This is a genomic window from Nitrogeniibacter aestuarii (genome assembly GCF_017309585.1).
Lineage (GTDB): Bacteria > Pseudomonadota > Gammaproteobacteria > Burkholderiales > Rhodocyclaceae > Nitrogeniibacter > Nitrogeniibacter aestuarii.
Window position 1 is genome coordinate 3,277,560 of record NZ_CP071321.1, and the last position, 16,098, is coordinate 3,293,657.

At 60.6% G+C, this 16,098-nt stretch carries 15 protein-coding genes; 4 read left to right on the forward strand and 11 right to left on the reverse strand.

The features are described 5' to 3' along the window. Positions 1–37: 37 nt before the first annotated feature. From J0W34_RS15255 to J0W34_RS15265, 3 genes are all read left to right on the forward strand, one after another. Positions 38–1,045 carry a TRAP transporter substrate-binding protein gene (locus J0W34_RS15255; RefSeq protein WP_321573676.1) on the forward strand — a complete coding sequence of 336 codons (1,008 nt, stop codon included), beginning with the start codon at positions 38–40 and terminating at the stop codon, positions 1,043–1,045. Between the two features lie 113 nt (positions 1,046–1,158). After that, positions 1,159–1,839: a TRAP transporter small permease gene (locus J0W34_RS15260; RefSeq protein WP_227817588.1), complete on the forward strand. Its 681-nt coding sequence runs from the start codon at positions 1,159–1,161 to the stop codon at positions 1,837–1,839. 3 nt (positions 1,840–1,842) lie between these two features. After that, positions 1,843–3,204 carry a TRAP transporter large permease gene (locus tag J0W34_RS15265; protein WP_227817589.1) on the forward strand — a complete coding sequence of 454 codons (1,362 nt, stop codon included), beginning with the start codon at positions 1,843–1,845 and terminating at the stop codon, positions 3,202–3,204. Between the two features lie 129 nt (positions 3,205–3,333). Here the strand turns inward: J0W34_RS15265 and J0W34_RS15270 are convergent, their stop codons facing one another. The 8 genes from J0W34_RS15270 to J0W34_RS15305 all read right to left on the reverse strand — a co-directional run bounded on the left by J0W34_RS15270 (position 3,334) and on the right by J0W34_RS15305 (position 9,923). After that, positions 3,334–4,152 carry a substrate-binding domain-containing protein gene (locus J0W34_RS15270; RefSeq protein ID WP_230969351.1) on the reverse strand — a complete coding sequence of 273 codons (819 nt, stop codon included), beginning with the start codon at positions 4,150–4,152 and terminating at the stop codon, positions 3,334–3,336. Then, positions 4,134–4,853: an ATP-binding cassette domain-containing protein gene (locus J0W34_RS15275; protein ID WP_227817591.1), complete on the reverse strand. Its 720-nt coding sequence runs from the start codon at positions 4,851–4,853 to the stop codon at positions 4,134–4,136. Before J0W34_RS15275 ends, J0W34_RS15270 begins: the two co-directional genes overlap by 19 nt. Further along, positions 4,850–5,554 carry an ABC transporter permease gene (locus tag J0W34_RS15280; RefSeq protein ID WP_227817592.1) on the reverse strand — a complete coding sequence of 235 codons (705 nt, stop codon included), beginning with the start codon at positions 5,552–5,554 and terminating at the stop codon, positions 4,850–4,852. Before J0W34_RS15280 ends, J0W34_RS15275 begins: the two co-directional genes overlap by 4 nt. A 6-nt stretch (positions 5,555–5,560) precedes the next feature. Beyond that, a complete protein-coding gene (locus J0W34_RS15285) occupies positions 5,561–5,863 on the reverse strand; it encodes a hypothetical protein (protein ID WP_230969352.1) in 303 nt (100 codons plus the stop codon). Positions 5,864–5,865: 2 nt separating this feature from the next. After that, a complete protein-coding gene (gene thiS, locus J0W34_RS15290) occupies positions 5,866–6,117 on the reverse strand; it encodes a sulfur carrier protein ThiS (protein WP_230969353.1) in 252 nt (83 codons plus the stop codon). Beyond that, entirely contained in the window at positions 6,114–7,484 is a 1,371-nt protein-coding gene (locus tag J0W34_RS15295) for an NAD(P)/FAD-dependent oxidoreductase (protein WP_230969354.1), read from the reverse strand. The genes thiS and J0W34_RS15295 overlap by 4 nt, the downstream gene beginning before the upstream one ends. Positions 7,485–7,597: 113 nt before the next feature. Beyond that, the gene (locus J0W34_RS15300) at positions 7,598–9,445 is read right to left on the reverse strand and encodes an aldehyde ferredoxin oxidoreductase family protein (protein ID WP_230969355.1); all 1,848 of its coding nucleotides are present in this window, start codon (positions 9,443–9,445) and stop codon (positions 7,598–7,600) included. Between the two features lie 13 nt (positions 9,446–9,458). Further along, positions 9,459–9,923 (reverse strand): 4Fe-4S dicluster domain-containing protein, encoded by a 465-nt coding sequence (locus J0W34_RS15305; RefSeq protein ID WP_230969356.1) that lies wholly within the window; start codon positions 9,921–9,923, stop codon positions 9,459–9,461. Positions 9,924–10,273: 350 nt separating this feature from the next. On the opposite strand from J0W34_RS15305, the gene moeA reads away from it, so the two are divergent. Next, complete coding sequence (gene moeA, locus J0W34_RS15310; protein ID WP_230969357.1) at positions 10,274–11,527, forward strand: molybdopterin molybdotransferase MoeA; 1,254 nt, start codon at positions 10,274–10,276, stop codon at positions 11,525–11,527. A 64-nt stretch (positions 11,528–11,591) separates the two neighbouring features. Here moeA and J0W34_RS22290 read toward each other — a convergent pair whose 3' ends face one another. The 3 genes from J0W34_RS22290 to J0W34_RS15325 form a co-directional block, all read right to left on the reverse strand. Continuing rightward, on the reverse strand, positions 11,592–12,125 hold the full coding sequence (locus J0W34_RS22290) for an OmpA family protein (RefSeq protein ID WP_331001522.1): 534 nt from the start codon (positions 12,123–12,125) through the stop codon (positions 11,592–11,594). A gap of 170 nt (positions 12,126–12,295) precedes the next feature. Then, positions 12,296–13,540, reverse strand: coding sequence for an NADP-dependent isocitrate dehydrogenase (gene icd, locus J0W34_RS15320; protein WP_230969358.1), 1,245 nt, complete (start codon positions 13,538–13,540; stop codon positions 12,296–12,298). 251 nt (positions 13,541–13,791) lie between these two features. Further along, positions 13,792–16,020, reverse strand: a complete 2,229-nt coding sequence (locus J0W34_RS15325; RefSeq protein ID WP_230969359.1) for an NADP-dependent isocitrate dehydrogenase — start codon at positions 16,018–16,020, stop codon at positions 13,792–13,794. Between the last annotated feature and the right edge of the window lie 78 nt (positions 16,021–16,098).

Sequence of the window (16,098 nt, forward strand, 5' to 3'; positions counted from 1 at the left end):
GGGCAGAGCCAGTTCGCACCATTGAGGAGGAGTACTCATGCGCAAGCATATGATCGCAATTGCAGCAGCTGCCGTTCTGGCCGGCACCACCGGTGTCGCCCAAGCCGAGGGCGCCTGCGACCCCGGTGAAATCGTCATCAAGTTCAGCCATGTGACCAACACCGACAAGCATCCGAAAGGCATCGCCGCCTCCCTGCTCGAGAAGCGAGTGAACGAGGAGATGAACGGCAAGGCCTGCATGCAGGTGTATCCGAACTCCAGCCTGTACAACGACGACAAGGTGCTCGAAGCCATGCTCAACGGCGACGTTCAGCTGGCGGCCCCCTCCCTGTCCAAGTTCGAGAAATTCACCAAGAAGTTCCGCATCTTCGATCTGCCCTTCCTGTTCACCGATATCGACGCGGTCGACCGCTTCCAGAACTCCGAAGACGGCCAGAAGCTGAAGGACTCCATGAAGCGCCGTGGCCTGCAGGGTCTGGCCTTCTGGCACAACGGCATGAAGCAGCTGTCCGCCAACAAGCCGCTGATCAAACCGGAAGATGCCAAGGGCCTGAAGTTCCGCGTTCAGGCCTCTGACGTGCTCGTCGCCCAGTTCGAGCAACTCGGTGCCAACCCGCAGAAGATGGCCTTCAGCGAAGTGTATGGCGCGCTGCAGACCAAGACCATCGACGGTTGCGAAAACCCGTGGTCCAACATCTACGGTCAGAAGTTCTTCGAGGTGCAGGACGGCATCACCGAATCGAACCACGGCGTGCTCGACTACATGGTGGTCACTTCCACCAAGTGGCTCGACAGCCTGGAGCCGGCCACTCGCGACCAGCTGGTGAAGATCGTCAATGAAGTGACCGCCGAGCGTAACGCGGCCGTCAAGAAAGTCGACGAAGAAAACCGTGCCAAGGTGGCCGAGACCGGTACCGTGATCCGCACCCTGACGCCGGAACAGCGTCAAGCCTGGGTTGAGGCCATGAAGCCGGTGTGGAAGAAGTTCGAAGGCGACATCGGCGCCGACCTGATGGAAGCCGCGCAGAAAGCCAACAACGGCTGATCACGGTTGCGGGGGCCAGCCCCCCGCGCTGAAACATCTCGTGCGCGGCAGGCCACAAGCCTCCGCGCATATTTTTGGCCCGACACACCAAAACACAAACTTCGGAGAGGGAAATGACAGGAGCGCAAAGCCGTTTTTCCCGCGCGGTCGAAAGCATTGAAGAGACCTTCATTGCCGTCGCCCTGGGTCTGATGACCATCATCACGTTTGCCAACGTGGTGGCGCGATACGTATTCAACGACAACGTCCTCTGGGCCCTGGAAGTCACCGTGGTGCTCTTCGCCTGGCTGGTGCTGGTGGGCGCTTCCTATGGGGTGAAAAAAACCTTCCACATCGGCGTGGATGTGGTGGTCAACATCCTGCCGGCGCCGCTGAAAAAGATCGCCGCACTGGCAACCGTGGTGGCCTGTCTCGCCTTTTCGCTGATGTTGCTCAAAGGCGCCTGGGATTACTGGTACCCGTTCGCGACCGAGCGCGTCTGGATGGAGACCAACGACATTCCGATGCTCGACTTTCTGCGCTTCATCGAACCCTGGCTGAACGAGGGCGAGCACTACGAGAAGCTGCCGCGCTTCATCCCCTACTTCGCACTGCCGCTCGGCATGGCCTTGCTGGTCTACCGATTTCTGCAGGCCGGCTGGCAGGTGGTGACCAACCAGCGTGATTCGCTGATCGCCTCTCACGAAGTCGAAGAAATGCTTGAAGAAGCGGTCGATGCACACGCAGACGGCCATCATCACAATTCCGATCGTGCTCTGCAGAAGATGAGCGACGGTCAGAACAAGGGCGCCTGATCCATGGATATCCTGATTCTCTTCGGCATGGTGATCGGTTTCATGCTGATCGGTGTGCCCATTGCCATTTCGCTGGGTCTGTCGAGCATGCTGTTCCTGATGATGCATTCCGATGCATCGCTCGCCGGCGTCGCCCAGACTCTGTTCTCGGCCTTCGACGGCCACTACACGCTGCTGGCCATCCCGTTCTTCATTCTGGCCTCCAGCTTCATGTCCACCGGGGGCGTGGCGAACCGGATCATTCGTTTCGCCATTGCACTGGTCGGCTCCATCCGCGGCGGTCTGGGGATCGCGTCGGTGGTGGCCTGCATGATGTTCGCTGCCCTGTCCGGCTCGTCGCCGGCCACGGTGGTGGCCATTGGCTCCATTGTCATCGCAGGTATGGTGCAGGCAGGCTACAAGAAGGAATTCGCCGCCGGCCTGATCTGTAACGCCGGCACCTTGGGCATCCTGATTCCGCCCTCGATCGTGATGGTGGTGTATTCCGCTGCCACCGATGTCTCGGTGGGCCGGATGTTCCTGGGTGGCGTGATTCCGGGTTTGCTGGCCGGCGCCATGCTGATCACCGCCATCTACATCACCGCGCGGGTGAAGAACCTGCCCAAGCAGCCCTTCCCGGGTTGGGGTGAGGTCTTTGGTGCGGCGCGTGAGGCGGCCTGGGGCCTGTTCCTGATCATCATCATTCTGGGCGGTATTTACGGCGGCATCTTCACCCCGACCGAAGCCGCCGCAGTGGCGGCAGTCTATGCCTTCCTGATTGCCAACTACGTGTACCGCGACATGGGCCCGTTCGCCGACCCGGAGAACAAGCGCAATGTGGCCATCAAGGTGGTTGAAGTGTTCTGGCACCCAGACACCAAGCGCACCCTGTTCGAGGCCGGCAAGCTGACCATCATGCTGATGTTCGTGATCGCCAACGCCATCATCCTCAAGCATGTGCTGACCGAAGAGCGCGTCCCACAGGCCATCACCGAGGCCATGCTCTCGGCCGGTTTCGGTCCGATTGCTTTCCTGATCGTGGTGAACGTGCTGCTGCTCATCGGCGGCCAGTTCATGGAGCCGTCGGGCCTGCTCATCATCGTGGCGCCGCTGGTGTTCCCGATTGCGGTGCAGCTGGGTATCGACCCGATCCATCTGGGCATCATCATGGTGGTCAACATGGAGATCGGCATGATCACCCCACCGGTGGGTCTGAACCTGTTCGTGACGGCAGGCGTGGCCCAGATGTCGGTCATGAACGTGGTCAAGGCGGCCCTGCCGTGGGTGGCGATCATGTTCGTGTTCCTGATCATCGTGACTTACGTGCCGTGGGTGTCGACCTGGTTGCCGACCCTGATGATGGGCCCGGAAATCATCACCAACTGATTACACGATTTGTCTCATTCATCCTCTTTGATCCCCCGCTGTTGCGGGGGCTTTTTTTGTGAGCACGAAAAAAAGCCCGGCACGCGGCCGGGCACACACCATACGGCGAAAGGCTTCTGCCAGATTCGATCACTCCGCCTCGAGCGGGAAGAACAGCTGCTCACCGTTGAGCTTGTAGTCAGCGATGGCCTTGTGGCCTGCGTCGGAGGTGATCCAGTTGATGAACTTCTCAGCGGCCTCGACCTTCACGTGCGGATGCTTTGCCGGGTTCACCAGAATCACGCCGTACGGGTTGTAGAGCTTCTTGTCGCCTTCGACCAGGATGTCGAGGTTCTGGCGGTTCTTGAAGTTGGCCCAGGAGCCGCGGTCCGTGAGCGTATAGGCATCCATCCCTGCTGCCGTGTTCAGGGTCGCGCCCATGCCGGAGCCAGTCTCCTTGTACCAGTCCTTGCCCTCCGGCACGCCAGCGCCCGTGGCCACCCAGAAACGCTTCTCTGCGGCGTTGGTGCCACTCTTGTCGGCGCGGGACGCAAAGGCAGAACCGCTCTGCGCGATCTTGCCGAACGCCGCGGTCGCATCCTTCATGCCCTTGATGCCGGCCGGATCGCTCTTCGGCCCGACGATGACGAAATCGTTGTACATCACGTTCTTGCGGTAAGCGCCCGAACCTTCTGCCACGAAAGCGTCTTCCTTGACGCGGTCATGAACCAGCAACGCATCGGCATCGCCACGGCGACCGGTGTCCAGTGCCTTGCCGGTGCCCTGGGCGATCACCTTGACGCCAATGCCCGTCTCCTTCTCGAAGATCGGCAGAATGTAGTCGAACAGGCCTGAATTCTGGGTGGACGTGGTCGAGGCCAGGGTAATGCTCTCATCGGCGTGTGCCGTGAGTGCCGCCGCGCTTACCAACAGGCCAACCGCAAGGCGGCTCAGAAAGTGACGTGCCATGGAAGCTCTCCTTCAATGAATCGCTTGGCTTCTTCCGAAGCCGGATGGGTGAAAAACGTGCGGACGGCGGTGTGCTCGCGCACCCTGCCTTCGGCGAGAAAAACAATGTCATCGGCCAGACGCGTTGCCTGACCGAGGTTATGTGTGGTCATGACGATCTTGGCCCCTTCCGTGCGGATCTCGCGGACGATGCGCTCGACCGCCTCGACCGCCGAGGGATCAAGACTCGCGGTCGGCTCATCGAGCAGCAGCAAACGGGGCTGGGTCAGCCAGACACGCCCGAGGGCCAGTCGCTGCTGCTCGCCACCGGAAAGACGACGTGCATTGTCCTTCCAGCGATCCGCCAGGCCGATTCGTTCGAGCATGGCCATGCCCTGCCGCTCCCGGTCCGCCTTGCCGATCCCGCGAGGGCGCATGCCCAGGGTGAGGTTGTCCAGCACGGAACTGCGCAACATCATGGGGTGCTGAAACACCATGCCGATGTGCCTTCCATCAAAAGGGCAGCCGCCCCAGTCGATATGGCCACCGGTCGGCACAAGCAGCCCGCACAAGGTGCGCAGCAAGACGCTTTTACCTGCGCCGTTGGGGCCGAGAATGATGGTGATGCCTTCGTCCGAGAGTTCGAGATCGACACCATCGAGGACGGTGCGCCCGTTGGGCTGAAAGCGGACCTGATCGAGGCGCAAGGGAAAGAGGCTCATCCGAAACGCCTCATGACCCAGGTACGCAGAACAAATGCTGCGCCATTGATGAGCAGGATGACACTCATCAGCACGATGCCCAGCGCAATCGACAGAGGCAGATCGCCCTTGCTGGTTTCAAGGGCGATGGTGGTGGTCATGACACGGGTGAAGCGGTCGATGTTGCCGCCCACGATCATGACGGCGCCCACTTCGGACATGGCGCGCCCCAGTCCGGCAAGCACGGCCACCATAAGGGAGAAGCGACAGTCGTGAAGCAGCACCTTCACCATGCCCCACCAGCTGAAACGCAGGGCGGTGAGTTCTTCTTCGTAGGTACGCCACGCGTCTTCAATGGTCTGGCGCGAAATGGCCGCCATGAGCGGCACCACCAGCACAACCTGAGCGATGATCATGGCCTGCGGCGTGTAGAGCAGACCGAAAGACCCGAAGGGGCCTGAGCGAGACAGGGCGAGATAGACGACAACCCCGACAACGACCGGGGGCAAGCCCATGAAGCCGTTGATCAAGACGCCCGCTATCTCTTTGCCGCTATAACGCCCGACTGCCAGACAGGCACCCAGTGGTAGCCCGATTAGCGTACCGATCAAGACCGCCGTCGCGCTGACCTGAATGGACAGCCAGACGATCTGAGCAACCCGATAATCAAATCCACCTAACAGGGCGAACGCATCTATGAAAGCCTGCGTCAGTCCGTCCAAGCGGTCTTAGCCTCCCCCTCGTTGCATCGCTCTATCGAGATGGTCGAGCAGCGCCTTGCGCGCTTTCTCGTCGCCTCCCGAGAATTGATAGGACACCTTGAGCACCGGCAACACGAACAGGCCGATACGCCGGGGTGCCACCGGCTTCGCATCCATGCGAAGCGTGACATTATCGCAATCGACTTCAAAAACGCCAGCCCCGAGCACAGTGACGGCGCCCGGGGCGGCTTTTTCGAGACTGCGTTCGAACTCGGTCAGGGTCGCCCCGACTTCACGTTCGAATGACGCCAGGGATTCAGGCGTGAACACGATCAGCCGCCAGCGACTGGCGGCCAGATGGCCAGTTCGTCACTCTCCCGAAGCACATGCTTGGCCCGCTGCGAAGGGGCCACGAACACGCCGTTGACGAGCACAAGGTGGGCCAGACGTTCCGGTACGTTGTACCGGTCGATCATGTCCTGCACCGTCGTGCCTTCGTCAACGTCCAGCGACAACACGTTGCCCTTGCGATTTGGCGGAAGATAATCCGTCAGTGTCGCGAACAGCTTGAAGGCAATCTTCATGCAACGTTCCGGGCCAGTGCGGTCGGCTGGGTGACGGCAATGTAGGCTTCGTAGAATGCCGCCGGATTTTCCATCAGACGCTGCTTCCATTCACCCAGTTCCTGGCGCCCCTGAATGAGGCCACGCAACGCGCCGACGTGATCGGTACGGCCGATGGAGGTTGCCCCAATCAGCACGTCCCCCTTGAACTGAAGGCTGATGTAGCGATATTTGGACTCTTCAACCAGCTCCACGCTATCGCCATCTTCGTCGCCCCACCACTGTCCGAAGGACGTAGAAATCAGACCCAGGGTATCGAGCACGTTGATCGCCAGCACACCCGGCAACTCGGTGTTGCCACCGGTCATGTTGACCGCAGCGACGCGCGCCTGATCAGCCGCGTTCGGCTGAATGGCGGAGACCATCGGCTCGCCGGTGAAGAAATCTAGGCCAGCGGCCACGTCACCTGCGGCGTAGATATCGGCCACATTCGTGCGCATGCCGGCATCAACGATCACGCCGCCTTCGACCTTCACTCCGGTACCTTCCAGGAAGTCGATGTTCGGCTTGACGCCCGCGGCCACGATGACCACGTCCACCTCCAGCACTTCGCCCGTCGACAAGGTGACAGAAACCGGACCCTCGTGAGCGGCCGGTGCCGACGGGGTTTCCTTGCTGCCCCCGCCGGTCAGCGTGTTGACCAGCTTGCTGAAGAAACCGCTACTTTCCTGCTGTGCCGCAGGCGCGGCGCCCACCGGCTCGATCTTCTCGACCTTGGCCTCGGTGCGCACCCGAATGCCCTTCTCTTCCACCCATTGCTTGATCATGCCACCAGCTTTGGGCGTCATCATGCGGGGGACCATCCGGTCGCCCATTTCGACCACGGTCAGCTCAACGCCACGCTTGGCCAGGGCTTCCATGATGATGCAGCCGATAAAGCCGGCGCCGAGCTGGACCACACGGCTACCCGGTTTGGTCAGTTTGGCAATGGCGCGAGCGTCTTCAAGCGTCCAGCAGTTCTGCACTTGCGGGAGGTCCAGACCCGGAATGGGTGGACGCACCGGGTGAGAACCCGTCGCGATCAGCAGTCGATCGTAGGATTCGACGCTGTTGTCCGCAAAGTGCACCATTTTCTTCGTGGCATCGACCGAGGCGGCGCGGGCATTCTTCTGATCGATGCGCAGCGCTTCGAAATGCCCTTTCTTCTTACGCAGGTAGGTGCCGTGCTCGTCAATATTTTCTTCAAGCAGGTACGGAATCGCCATGCGGGAGTACGGCGGCAAACCTTCGCAGCCCACCATGAGGATTTCGCAATCCTTGTCCTGGGCGCGCAGAGCTTCCGCTGCGACGACACCCGCGGGGCCGTTCCCCAAAATTACGTGTTTCATGAGTGTTGTCCTCACTTGGAGTGGCGTGCTGGCAGTTTGACCCCCTGCCCGCGACGCGACAACCCCGGCGGCGACGAGGCGTCGCGGCCGGGGTTATTGAGCAGCCTGAAGGATTACAGCCCCAGACGGGAGAGCGTATCCTGAGTCGGAACGCCTTCTTCGGTCCAGCCGCGAATCGAGTAATACTCAGGCAGCATCTTGTCGAGGCCATTCACCAGGCCCTTGGCGGGACCCGCCTGTGCCGGCTCCGTGGTCAGGCGCGGCGGCAGGTTGTCGTCTGCCTTCGTGAAACCGGCCGCCAGGTTGTACTGACGCTCCATGTTCCAGATGCGCTCGCCCACTTCGTTGAGCTTCTCGAGGGACCAGTCGCCTTCGCATGCAGCTGCGACCTGCGGCTGAACGTCGGTCAGGGTCCAGGCGAAAGAGGTGAAGACACAGATGCCGGCCGCGTCGAATACCGCGGTGGCATCCTGAAACGCCTTGACCAGCTCAGGCTTGCCATCGGTGGTCAGCGGATCGGTCTTGACCGGGATGCCCAGCACTTCGGAAGCCACGGTGTAGCTGCGCAGGTGGCAGGCACCGCGGTTGGACGTTGCGTAAGTCAGACCCATGCCCTGGATGCCGCGGGAATCGTAGGCCGGGAACTCCTGGCCCTTGACGCTCATGGACAGCTCGGGGTGGCCATACTTCTTGCACAAACGCGCGGAACCCTGAGCGATTTCCTTGCCGAAACCTTCGCCCTGAGCCGTCATTTCCGCCATCTTGGCCAGCGCTTCGGCAGAACCGAAAGGCGCTTCGATGCCGATCTGATCCTTGGTCAGCACACCCATTTCGTACAGTTCCATGACTGCACCGATGGTCGCGCCGAAGGAGATCGGGTCCATGCCGTCTTCGTTACACAGCATGTTGGCGTACTGCAGGGTTTCCAGATCGCCCACACCGTTGGCGGCGCCCAGCGCCCAGGCCGCTTCGTACTCGAGGCCGCCTGAGGCACCCCAATACTTCGGGCTGTTCTTGACGGTGAAGTGATCCTTGTCCATCTGCGAGATACGACCGCAGGCGATCGTGCAGGCAAAACAGGCTGCATTGGTGATCAGCTGTGACTTGCCGTCGGATTCGCGCTTCTCGTGCATGGCTTCTGCCGAGATCTTGGAGGCGTCCTCGAACTGAATGTCCTTGTGGTTACGGGTCGGCAGCGCGCCGATCTCGTTGATCACGTTCATGAGGACCTGGGTACCGTAGGTCGGCAGACCTTCGCCGGTCACGGCGTTTTCGGACAACACTTTCTTGCCGTCTTCAGTTGCCTTGAAGAAGGCTTTCGGGTCCTTGATGCCACCGACCCCCTTGGTGCCGCGCAGTGCAACGGCCTTCAGATTCTTGGAGCCCATCACGGCACCCACGCCGGAACGGCCCGCTGCACGGTGAAGGTCGTTCACGATGCACGAATAAAGGACCAGGTTTTCACCGGCACGGCCGATCGAGCAGACACGCACCAGCGGATCCTGCAGGTGCTCCTTGATGGTCTCTTCGGTTTCCCAGCAGGTCTTGCCCCACAGGTGGGACGCATCGCGCAGTTCGGCCTTGTCGTTCTCGACATACAGGTAGACCGGCTTCGGAGACTTGCCCTCGAAGATGATCATGTCCCAGCCGGCGAACTTCATTTCGGCGCCGAAGAAGCCACCGGAGTTCGAACAGGCGATGGCGCCCGTCAACGGCCCCTTGGTGATCACGGTGTAGCGGCCACCGGTGGATGCCATGGTGCCGGTCAGCGGACCGGTCGCCATGATCATCTTGTTGTCCGGAGACAGAGGATCGACCTTCGGGTCGGTTTCTTCAACCAGATATTTGGTGCCCAGACCACGGGAGCCGAGGTACTGATCGGCCCACTCCATGTTCAGGGGTTCGGAGCTACAGGTGCCTTCGGTCAGGTTGACGCGGAGGACTTTGCGGTTCCATGCCATTTTTCAATCCTCCTTACGCGGTCTGGGACTTGGCAGCCCACTGACGCATCTTGTCCAGACCGGTCCAGCTCGAGTCGATGTAGGTGATCGCACCGGTCGGACAGGCGTTCGCACAGGCAGGATTGTCGTCGCACAGATCGCACTTCTGGACCTTGCCGGCGTCGGCCATGTAATTCACCGTACCGAACGGGCAGGCAATCGTGCACACCTTGCAACCCACGCAGATGTCTTCATGAACGATCTTGGCGCCCGTACTGGCGTCGAGCGTGATGGCATCGACCGGACAGGCCGTCATGCACCAGGCCTCGGCACACTGCGTACAGGTGTACGGCACCTTGCGGCCCTCGTCTTCGAAGTTGAAGACCTTGATCCGGGATTTGGAGGGATTAAACACCCCGTGGTGCTCAAGCGAGCATGCCATTTCGCATTGCAGGCAGCCTGTGCACTTGGCGGGGTCAATATGAAGTGATTTCTGCATCGACCGATTCCTCTTGGATATTCATATCGTCGGCGAGGTCTCTGTCGGACCGTTATCTCTCCAGCTGGATAGCGCTACCCGAAACGAAAAGCACCTCCGGTCTCTTCTGGACCGTTGTCTACTTTTCTGGATAGCGCCTCGCAAAAAAACTGGAGGGCGCCTCTCTCTCCCTCACGCGGTCTTTGGTTGCAGCACCGCGAACGTGGTGTCAGCATAACGTGAAACGCAACATTGTCAACGTCACAAAGCCTGTAACCACGGTGCTTTCAGGACAATCCATACGCTCATGATTCGACGCACCGCAGCACAAGCGATACCATCCAACCCTCGCCCATGAAAACGGAATCCGAATGAGTAACGACACATCCGCTCCGAGCACTGCGCCCCAGGCGCCTCTTTCTGTTGATCAAGCCCGTGAATCCATTGCGAAAGCAATCACGCCGATCCGAGGCTGGGAAACCGTCGCCATTCGTGATGCACTGGGACGAGTTCTGGCCAAAGATGTTATTGCACCGCACAATGTACCCGCGCATGACAATTCGGCAATGGATGGTTATGCGGTCAGCAGTGCCGATTGTTGCGGCAACAACGGCACCACGCTGAAAGTGGTCGGCACAGCCTTCGCGGGTAACGCGTTCTCGGGCATCGTGGGGAGCGGTCAGGCCGTGCGCATCATGACCGGCGCCATGGTGCCGCGCGGCGCGGATTGCATCATCCCGCAGGAGTTCACTGACGCGGACGGCGACACCGTGACGCTGAAGGAGCCGATCAAGGCCGGTGCCAACATCCGGCGCGCGGGCGAAGACCTCACCAAGGATGCACCCGCCCTCAGCGCCGGCACCCGGGTCGGCCCCGCAGAGCTCGGACTGATCGCCTCACTGGGGATCGCGGAGGTCAACGTGGTGCGTCGCCTGCGGGTGGCCTTCTTCTCGACTGGCGACGAGGTGGCCTCGATCGGAAAGCCGCTCGCACAGGGACAGATCTACGACAGCAATCGATACACGCTTTACGGGGTGCTCACGCGCCTGGGCTGCGACATCATCGACATGGGCGTCATTCCCGATCAGCCCGATGCGCTCGAGGCAGCCTTTGCCGACGCCTCGGCTTCTGCGGATGTCATCCTGACTTCCGGAGGCGTGTCGGTGGGCGAAGCCGATTTCATCAAGCAGATGATGAACCGCATGGGGCAGGTGGATTTCTGGAAGCTCAACATCAAGCCCGGCCGGCCGATGGCTTTCGGCCGTATTGGCGAGACCTGGCTCTTCGGACTACCGGGCAATCCCGTGGCCGTGATGGTGACCTTCTACCAGTTCGTCCAGGACGCCTTGCTTGCGTTGATGGGCGTCAGCCCTCTGCCCGCCCGCCCGACGCATCCCGCGCGCTGCCTGGCTGACATCCGGAAGGCGCCCAAGCGCATGGAGTTCATCCGCGCCATTTTCCGTCTCGAGAACGGCGAGGCCGTCGTCGAACCCACCGGCGCCCAGGGCTCTGGCGTATTGCGCTCGATGTCCGATGCCAACTGCTTCATCGTCCTGCCCGAAGGGCGCCTCAGCGTCTCCGCCGGCGAGACTGTCGATGTGCAGATGTTCGAAGGCCTGATCTGAATCCGCTTCATTCATGAAAAAAGCCGGATCGCTCCGGCCTTTTCTATGAACCAGTCGCGCTCGGTCAGTTGAGCGTCACGGAAATTTCAACGCGACGATTGGCGGCGCGGCCCTCGGCCGTGGCATTGTCGGCGATCGGTTCGGCTTCACCCTTGCCTGACGCACTCATGCGCGCCGTCTCGACCCCTTTGCCGGCAACATAGGCACGCACGGCTTCAGCACGATCTTCAGACAGGCGCTGGTTGTAGCTGGCGCGCCCTGCGCTGTCGGTGTGCCCCACGATGTCGGCCCGGGCTGCGGACAAGGCGGTCATCGCCGTGGCGACGCGGTCGAGGGCTTCGTATGCAGCCGGATCGATCTCGCTGCTACCCGAGGCAAAGGCCATTGCACCGGGCATGACGACGCGCATCCCGCTGTCCGTCTTTTCCACGGTCAGGCCCATCTGCTCCAGCGGTTCGAGCTGCGCCATGAGTTCATCCATGGGCAGGGTGACAACCGGCTCGGGCGCGGGTTGAGGATCGGCCTTGGGTGCCGGCTGAGTGGCGCAGGCAGAGACCAGCAACAAAGAGACAAGCGAAGCGACAACGGTGAGTTTCATCAGGGGGACCTCGTTATGATCGATATGAACAAGCAACTTGGCTCGGCGCCAACCGGGGCGCCGAAAAATCTGCATATCATATCTCAAACGTCATAGCTTTTCAGCCATATCAAATACCCCGGACAATAAAAAACCCCCGCCGGAACGGGGGCTTACGACCTTCATGGCGTTTACATGCGTGCGATCATTGCATCGCCGAATTCGGAGCAGGACACCTCGTCCGCACCGTCCATCAGTCGTGCAAAATCGTAGGTCACCTGCTTGTCGCCGATGGCCGCTTCCATGCCCTTGATGACCAGGTCGGCCGCCTCCGTCCAGCCCAGATGACGCAGCATCATCTCCGCAGAGAGGATGAGCGAGCCAGGGTTCACCTTGTCGAGACCGGCATACTTCGGCGCAGTCCCGTGCGTCGCCTCGAACACGGCGTACTTGTCCGAAATGTTGGCGCCCGGAGCAATACCGATACCACCGACCTGCGCCGCCAGCGCGTCGGACACATAATCCCCATTGAGGTTGAGGGTGGCGATCACGTCATATTCAGCGGGACGCAACAGAATCTGCTGCAAGAAGGCGTCAGCAATGACATCCTTGACGATGATTTCCTTGCCGGTCTTCGGATTGGTGAATTTGCACCACGGGCCACCATCCATCTCGACCGCCCCGAACTCGTTCTTGGCCAGAGCGTAGCCGAAGTCGCGGAAAGCGCCCTCGGTAAACTTCATGATGTTGCCCTTGTGCACCAGGGTCACGCTCGCGCGGTCATTGTCGATCGCATACTGCATGGCGGCACGGACCAGTCGCTCCGTACCCTCCTTCGACACCGGCTTGATGCCGATACCCGAAGTTTCGGGAAAGCGGATCTTTTTCACGCCCATCTCATTCTGCAAGAAGGCGATCACCTTCCCGGCCCCGTCGCTCATGGGCTCCCACTCGATGCCGGCGTAGATGTCTTCCGTGTTCTCACGGAAGATCACCATGTCCACTTTCGACGGATCCTTCAACGGAGACGGAACACCGGTGAAGTAGCGAACCGGGCGTACACACTGGTAGAGATCCAGCTCCTGGCGCAGAGCGACGTTCAGGGAACGGATGCCGCCGCCCACCGGCGTGGTCATCGGCCCCTTGATGGCCACGGCAAATTCTTTCAGGGCGTCGAAGGTTTCCTTGGGCAGCCACTCGTCAGGCCCGTAGATCTGGGTGGATTTTTCACCGGCATACACTTCCATCCAGTGGATCTGTTTCTCGCCGCCGTAGGCTTTGTTCACCGCGGCATCGATCACCTTGATCATGACCGGCGTGATATCCACACCGATGCCGTCACCCTCGATGTACGGAATGATCGGATTGTTCGGAATCGGCTGCCCCGGGACGATTTTCTGCCCTTCTGCGGGAACCTTGATATGACTATCGCTCATGCCTACTCCCTCACTGTTTCTGTGTAACTGACAGGACGCGCCAGCGCACATTCGGCAGCCAGACCGCCGACGCGCGAGAACCCTGAGGCTCTCGCCGCTGGACGCGGATGCACCGCACTCCGTGTGCATTCCGTCACACATTATCGCCCAAAAACCGGAATCGTTCTCCCGACCCGCCGATGCCCCCGGACAAAAAAACGCCCGACACTCGGTCGGGCGAAAACAGCATGAATGGGTAAGCGCGCTACATCTCAGGCCGCGAACAACGTATTGAGCGTCGGGCTCGGGCGCATGACCGCCTTGGTCTTCTCCGGATCGGCCATGTAATAGCCACCGATATCGACCGCCTTGCCCTGCACCGCTTCGAGTTCGGCCACGATCTTGGCTTCATTGGCAGCCAGTTCTTTGGCCAGGGGGGCGAAGTAGGCTTTCAGTTCCGCGTCATCCTCCTGGGCAGCCAAGGCTTCAGCCCAGTACATGGCCAGGTAGAAGTGGCTGCCGCGGTTGTCCAGCTCGCCAGTGCGGCGCGAGGGCGACTTGTTGGCATCGAGCAGTTTCCCGGTGGCGGCATCGAGAGTACTTGCCAGAATCTTGGCCTTGTCGTTGCCTTCCTTGATGCCCAGTTCTTCGAGCGACACGGCCAGCGCCAGGAATTCGCCCAGCGAATCCCAGCGCAGGTGGTTTTCTTCCACCAACTGCTGCACATGCTTGGGCGCGGAGCCACCAGCGCCGGTCTCGTACATGCCGCCACCGTTCATGAGCGGCACGATGGAGAGCATCTTGGCCGAGGTGCCCAGCTCCATGATCGGGAACAGATCGGTCAGATAGTCGCGCAGGATGTTGCCGGTCACCGAGATGGTGTCCAGGCCACGCACGACGCGTTCGAGGGTGTAGCGCATGGCTCGCACCTGCGACATGATCTGGATGTCCAGACCGGTGGTGTCGTGGTCCTTGAGGTACAGCTTCACTTTCTTGATCAGCTCGTTTTCGTGCGGGCGATACGGATCGAGCCAGAACACGGTCGGCGTATTGGAGTTGCGGGCACGATTGACGGCCAGCTTGACCCAGTCACGCACCGGCTCATCCTTGACCTGGCACATGCGCCAGATGTCGCCTTTTTCAACCGTCTGGGACAGCAATACCTCGCCCGTGGCCACGTCGGTGATATTGGCGACGCCCGCCTGAGCCATTTCGAAGGTCTTGTCGTGCGAGCCGTATTCTTCCGCCTTTTGCGCCATGAGGCCGACGTTCGGCACGGTCCCCATGGTAGCCGGGTCGAAATTGCCGTGCCATTTGCAGAAGTTGATCATCTCCTGATAGATACGGGCAAAGGTGGATTCGGGCATCACGGCCTTGCAGTCATACTGCTTGCCGTCCGAACCCCACATCTTGCCGCCGGAGCGGATCATCGCCGGCATGGAGGCGTCCACGATCACGTCGTTCGGCGAGTGGAAGTTGGTGATGCCCTTGGCCGAATCAACCATGGCCAGCTCAGGGCGGTGCTCCTGGCAGGCATGCAGATCGCGGATGACTTCATCGCGGATGGACTCAGGCAGGGTCTTGAGCTTGTCCCACAGATCCACCATGCCGTTGTTCACATTCACGCCGATCTTGTCGAACAGTTCGCCGTGCTTCTCGAAAGCATCCTTGTAGTAGATCTTGACGCAGTGGCCGAACACGATCGGGTGCGAGACCTTCATCATGGTGGCTTTCACGTGCAGGGAGAACAGGATGCCGGCCTCGCGGCAGTCCTCGATCTCCTTTTCGTAGAAATCGCACAGCGCCTTCTTGCTCATGAACATCGAATCGATGATCTCGCCGTCTAGCAAGGGCACGTTGTCCTTGAGCACGACTTTCTCGCCGCCCGTGGTGATGAGTTCCATGCGTACGGTGCGCGCCTTGTCGAGGGTCATCGACTTCTCGCCATGGTAGAAGTCGCCCTCGTGCATGTGAGACACATGGGTACGGGACCACTGCTTCCACTCGCCCATGGAATGCGGATTCTTGCGCGCGTAGTTCTTGACGGCGGCCGGGGCGCGGCGGTCGGAGTTGCCTTCACGCAGAACGGGGTTCACTGCGGAACCGAGACATTTACCGAAGCGGACGCGCAGCGCCTTCTCTTCGTCCGTCTTGGGGTCGTCCGGGAAATCCGGAATCGCGTAGCCCTTGTCCTGCAACTCCTTGACGCATGCCTTGAGCTGCGACACCGAGGCGCTGATGTTGGGCAGTTTGATGATGTTCGTGTCGGGCTCGAGAGTCAGGCGACCGAGCTCGGCGAGGTTGTCCGGCACTTTCTGATCGTCATTGAGGAACTCACCGAATTCGGCCAGCACGCGGGCGGCGACGGAAATGTCACTCTCGGCGACATTGATGCCGGCCGGCTGGGTGAACTTTCGAATGATGGGAAGCAGGGAATACGTGGCGAGCAGCGGAGCTTCGTCAGTAAGCGTGTAGATGATCGTGGGTTGACGCGACGTCATGGAAAACCTCCCTCAAGGTTGTGTCGGCCCGATGGTCTGACATTGGCTGCCCCGTGACGGACAGCGATACATCCGGTC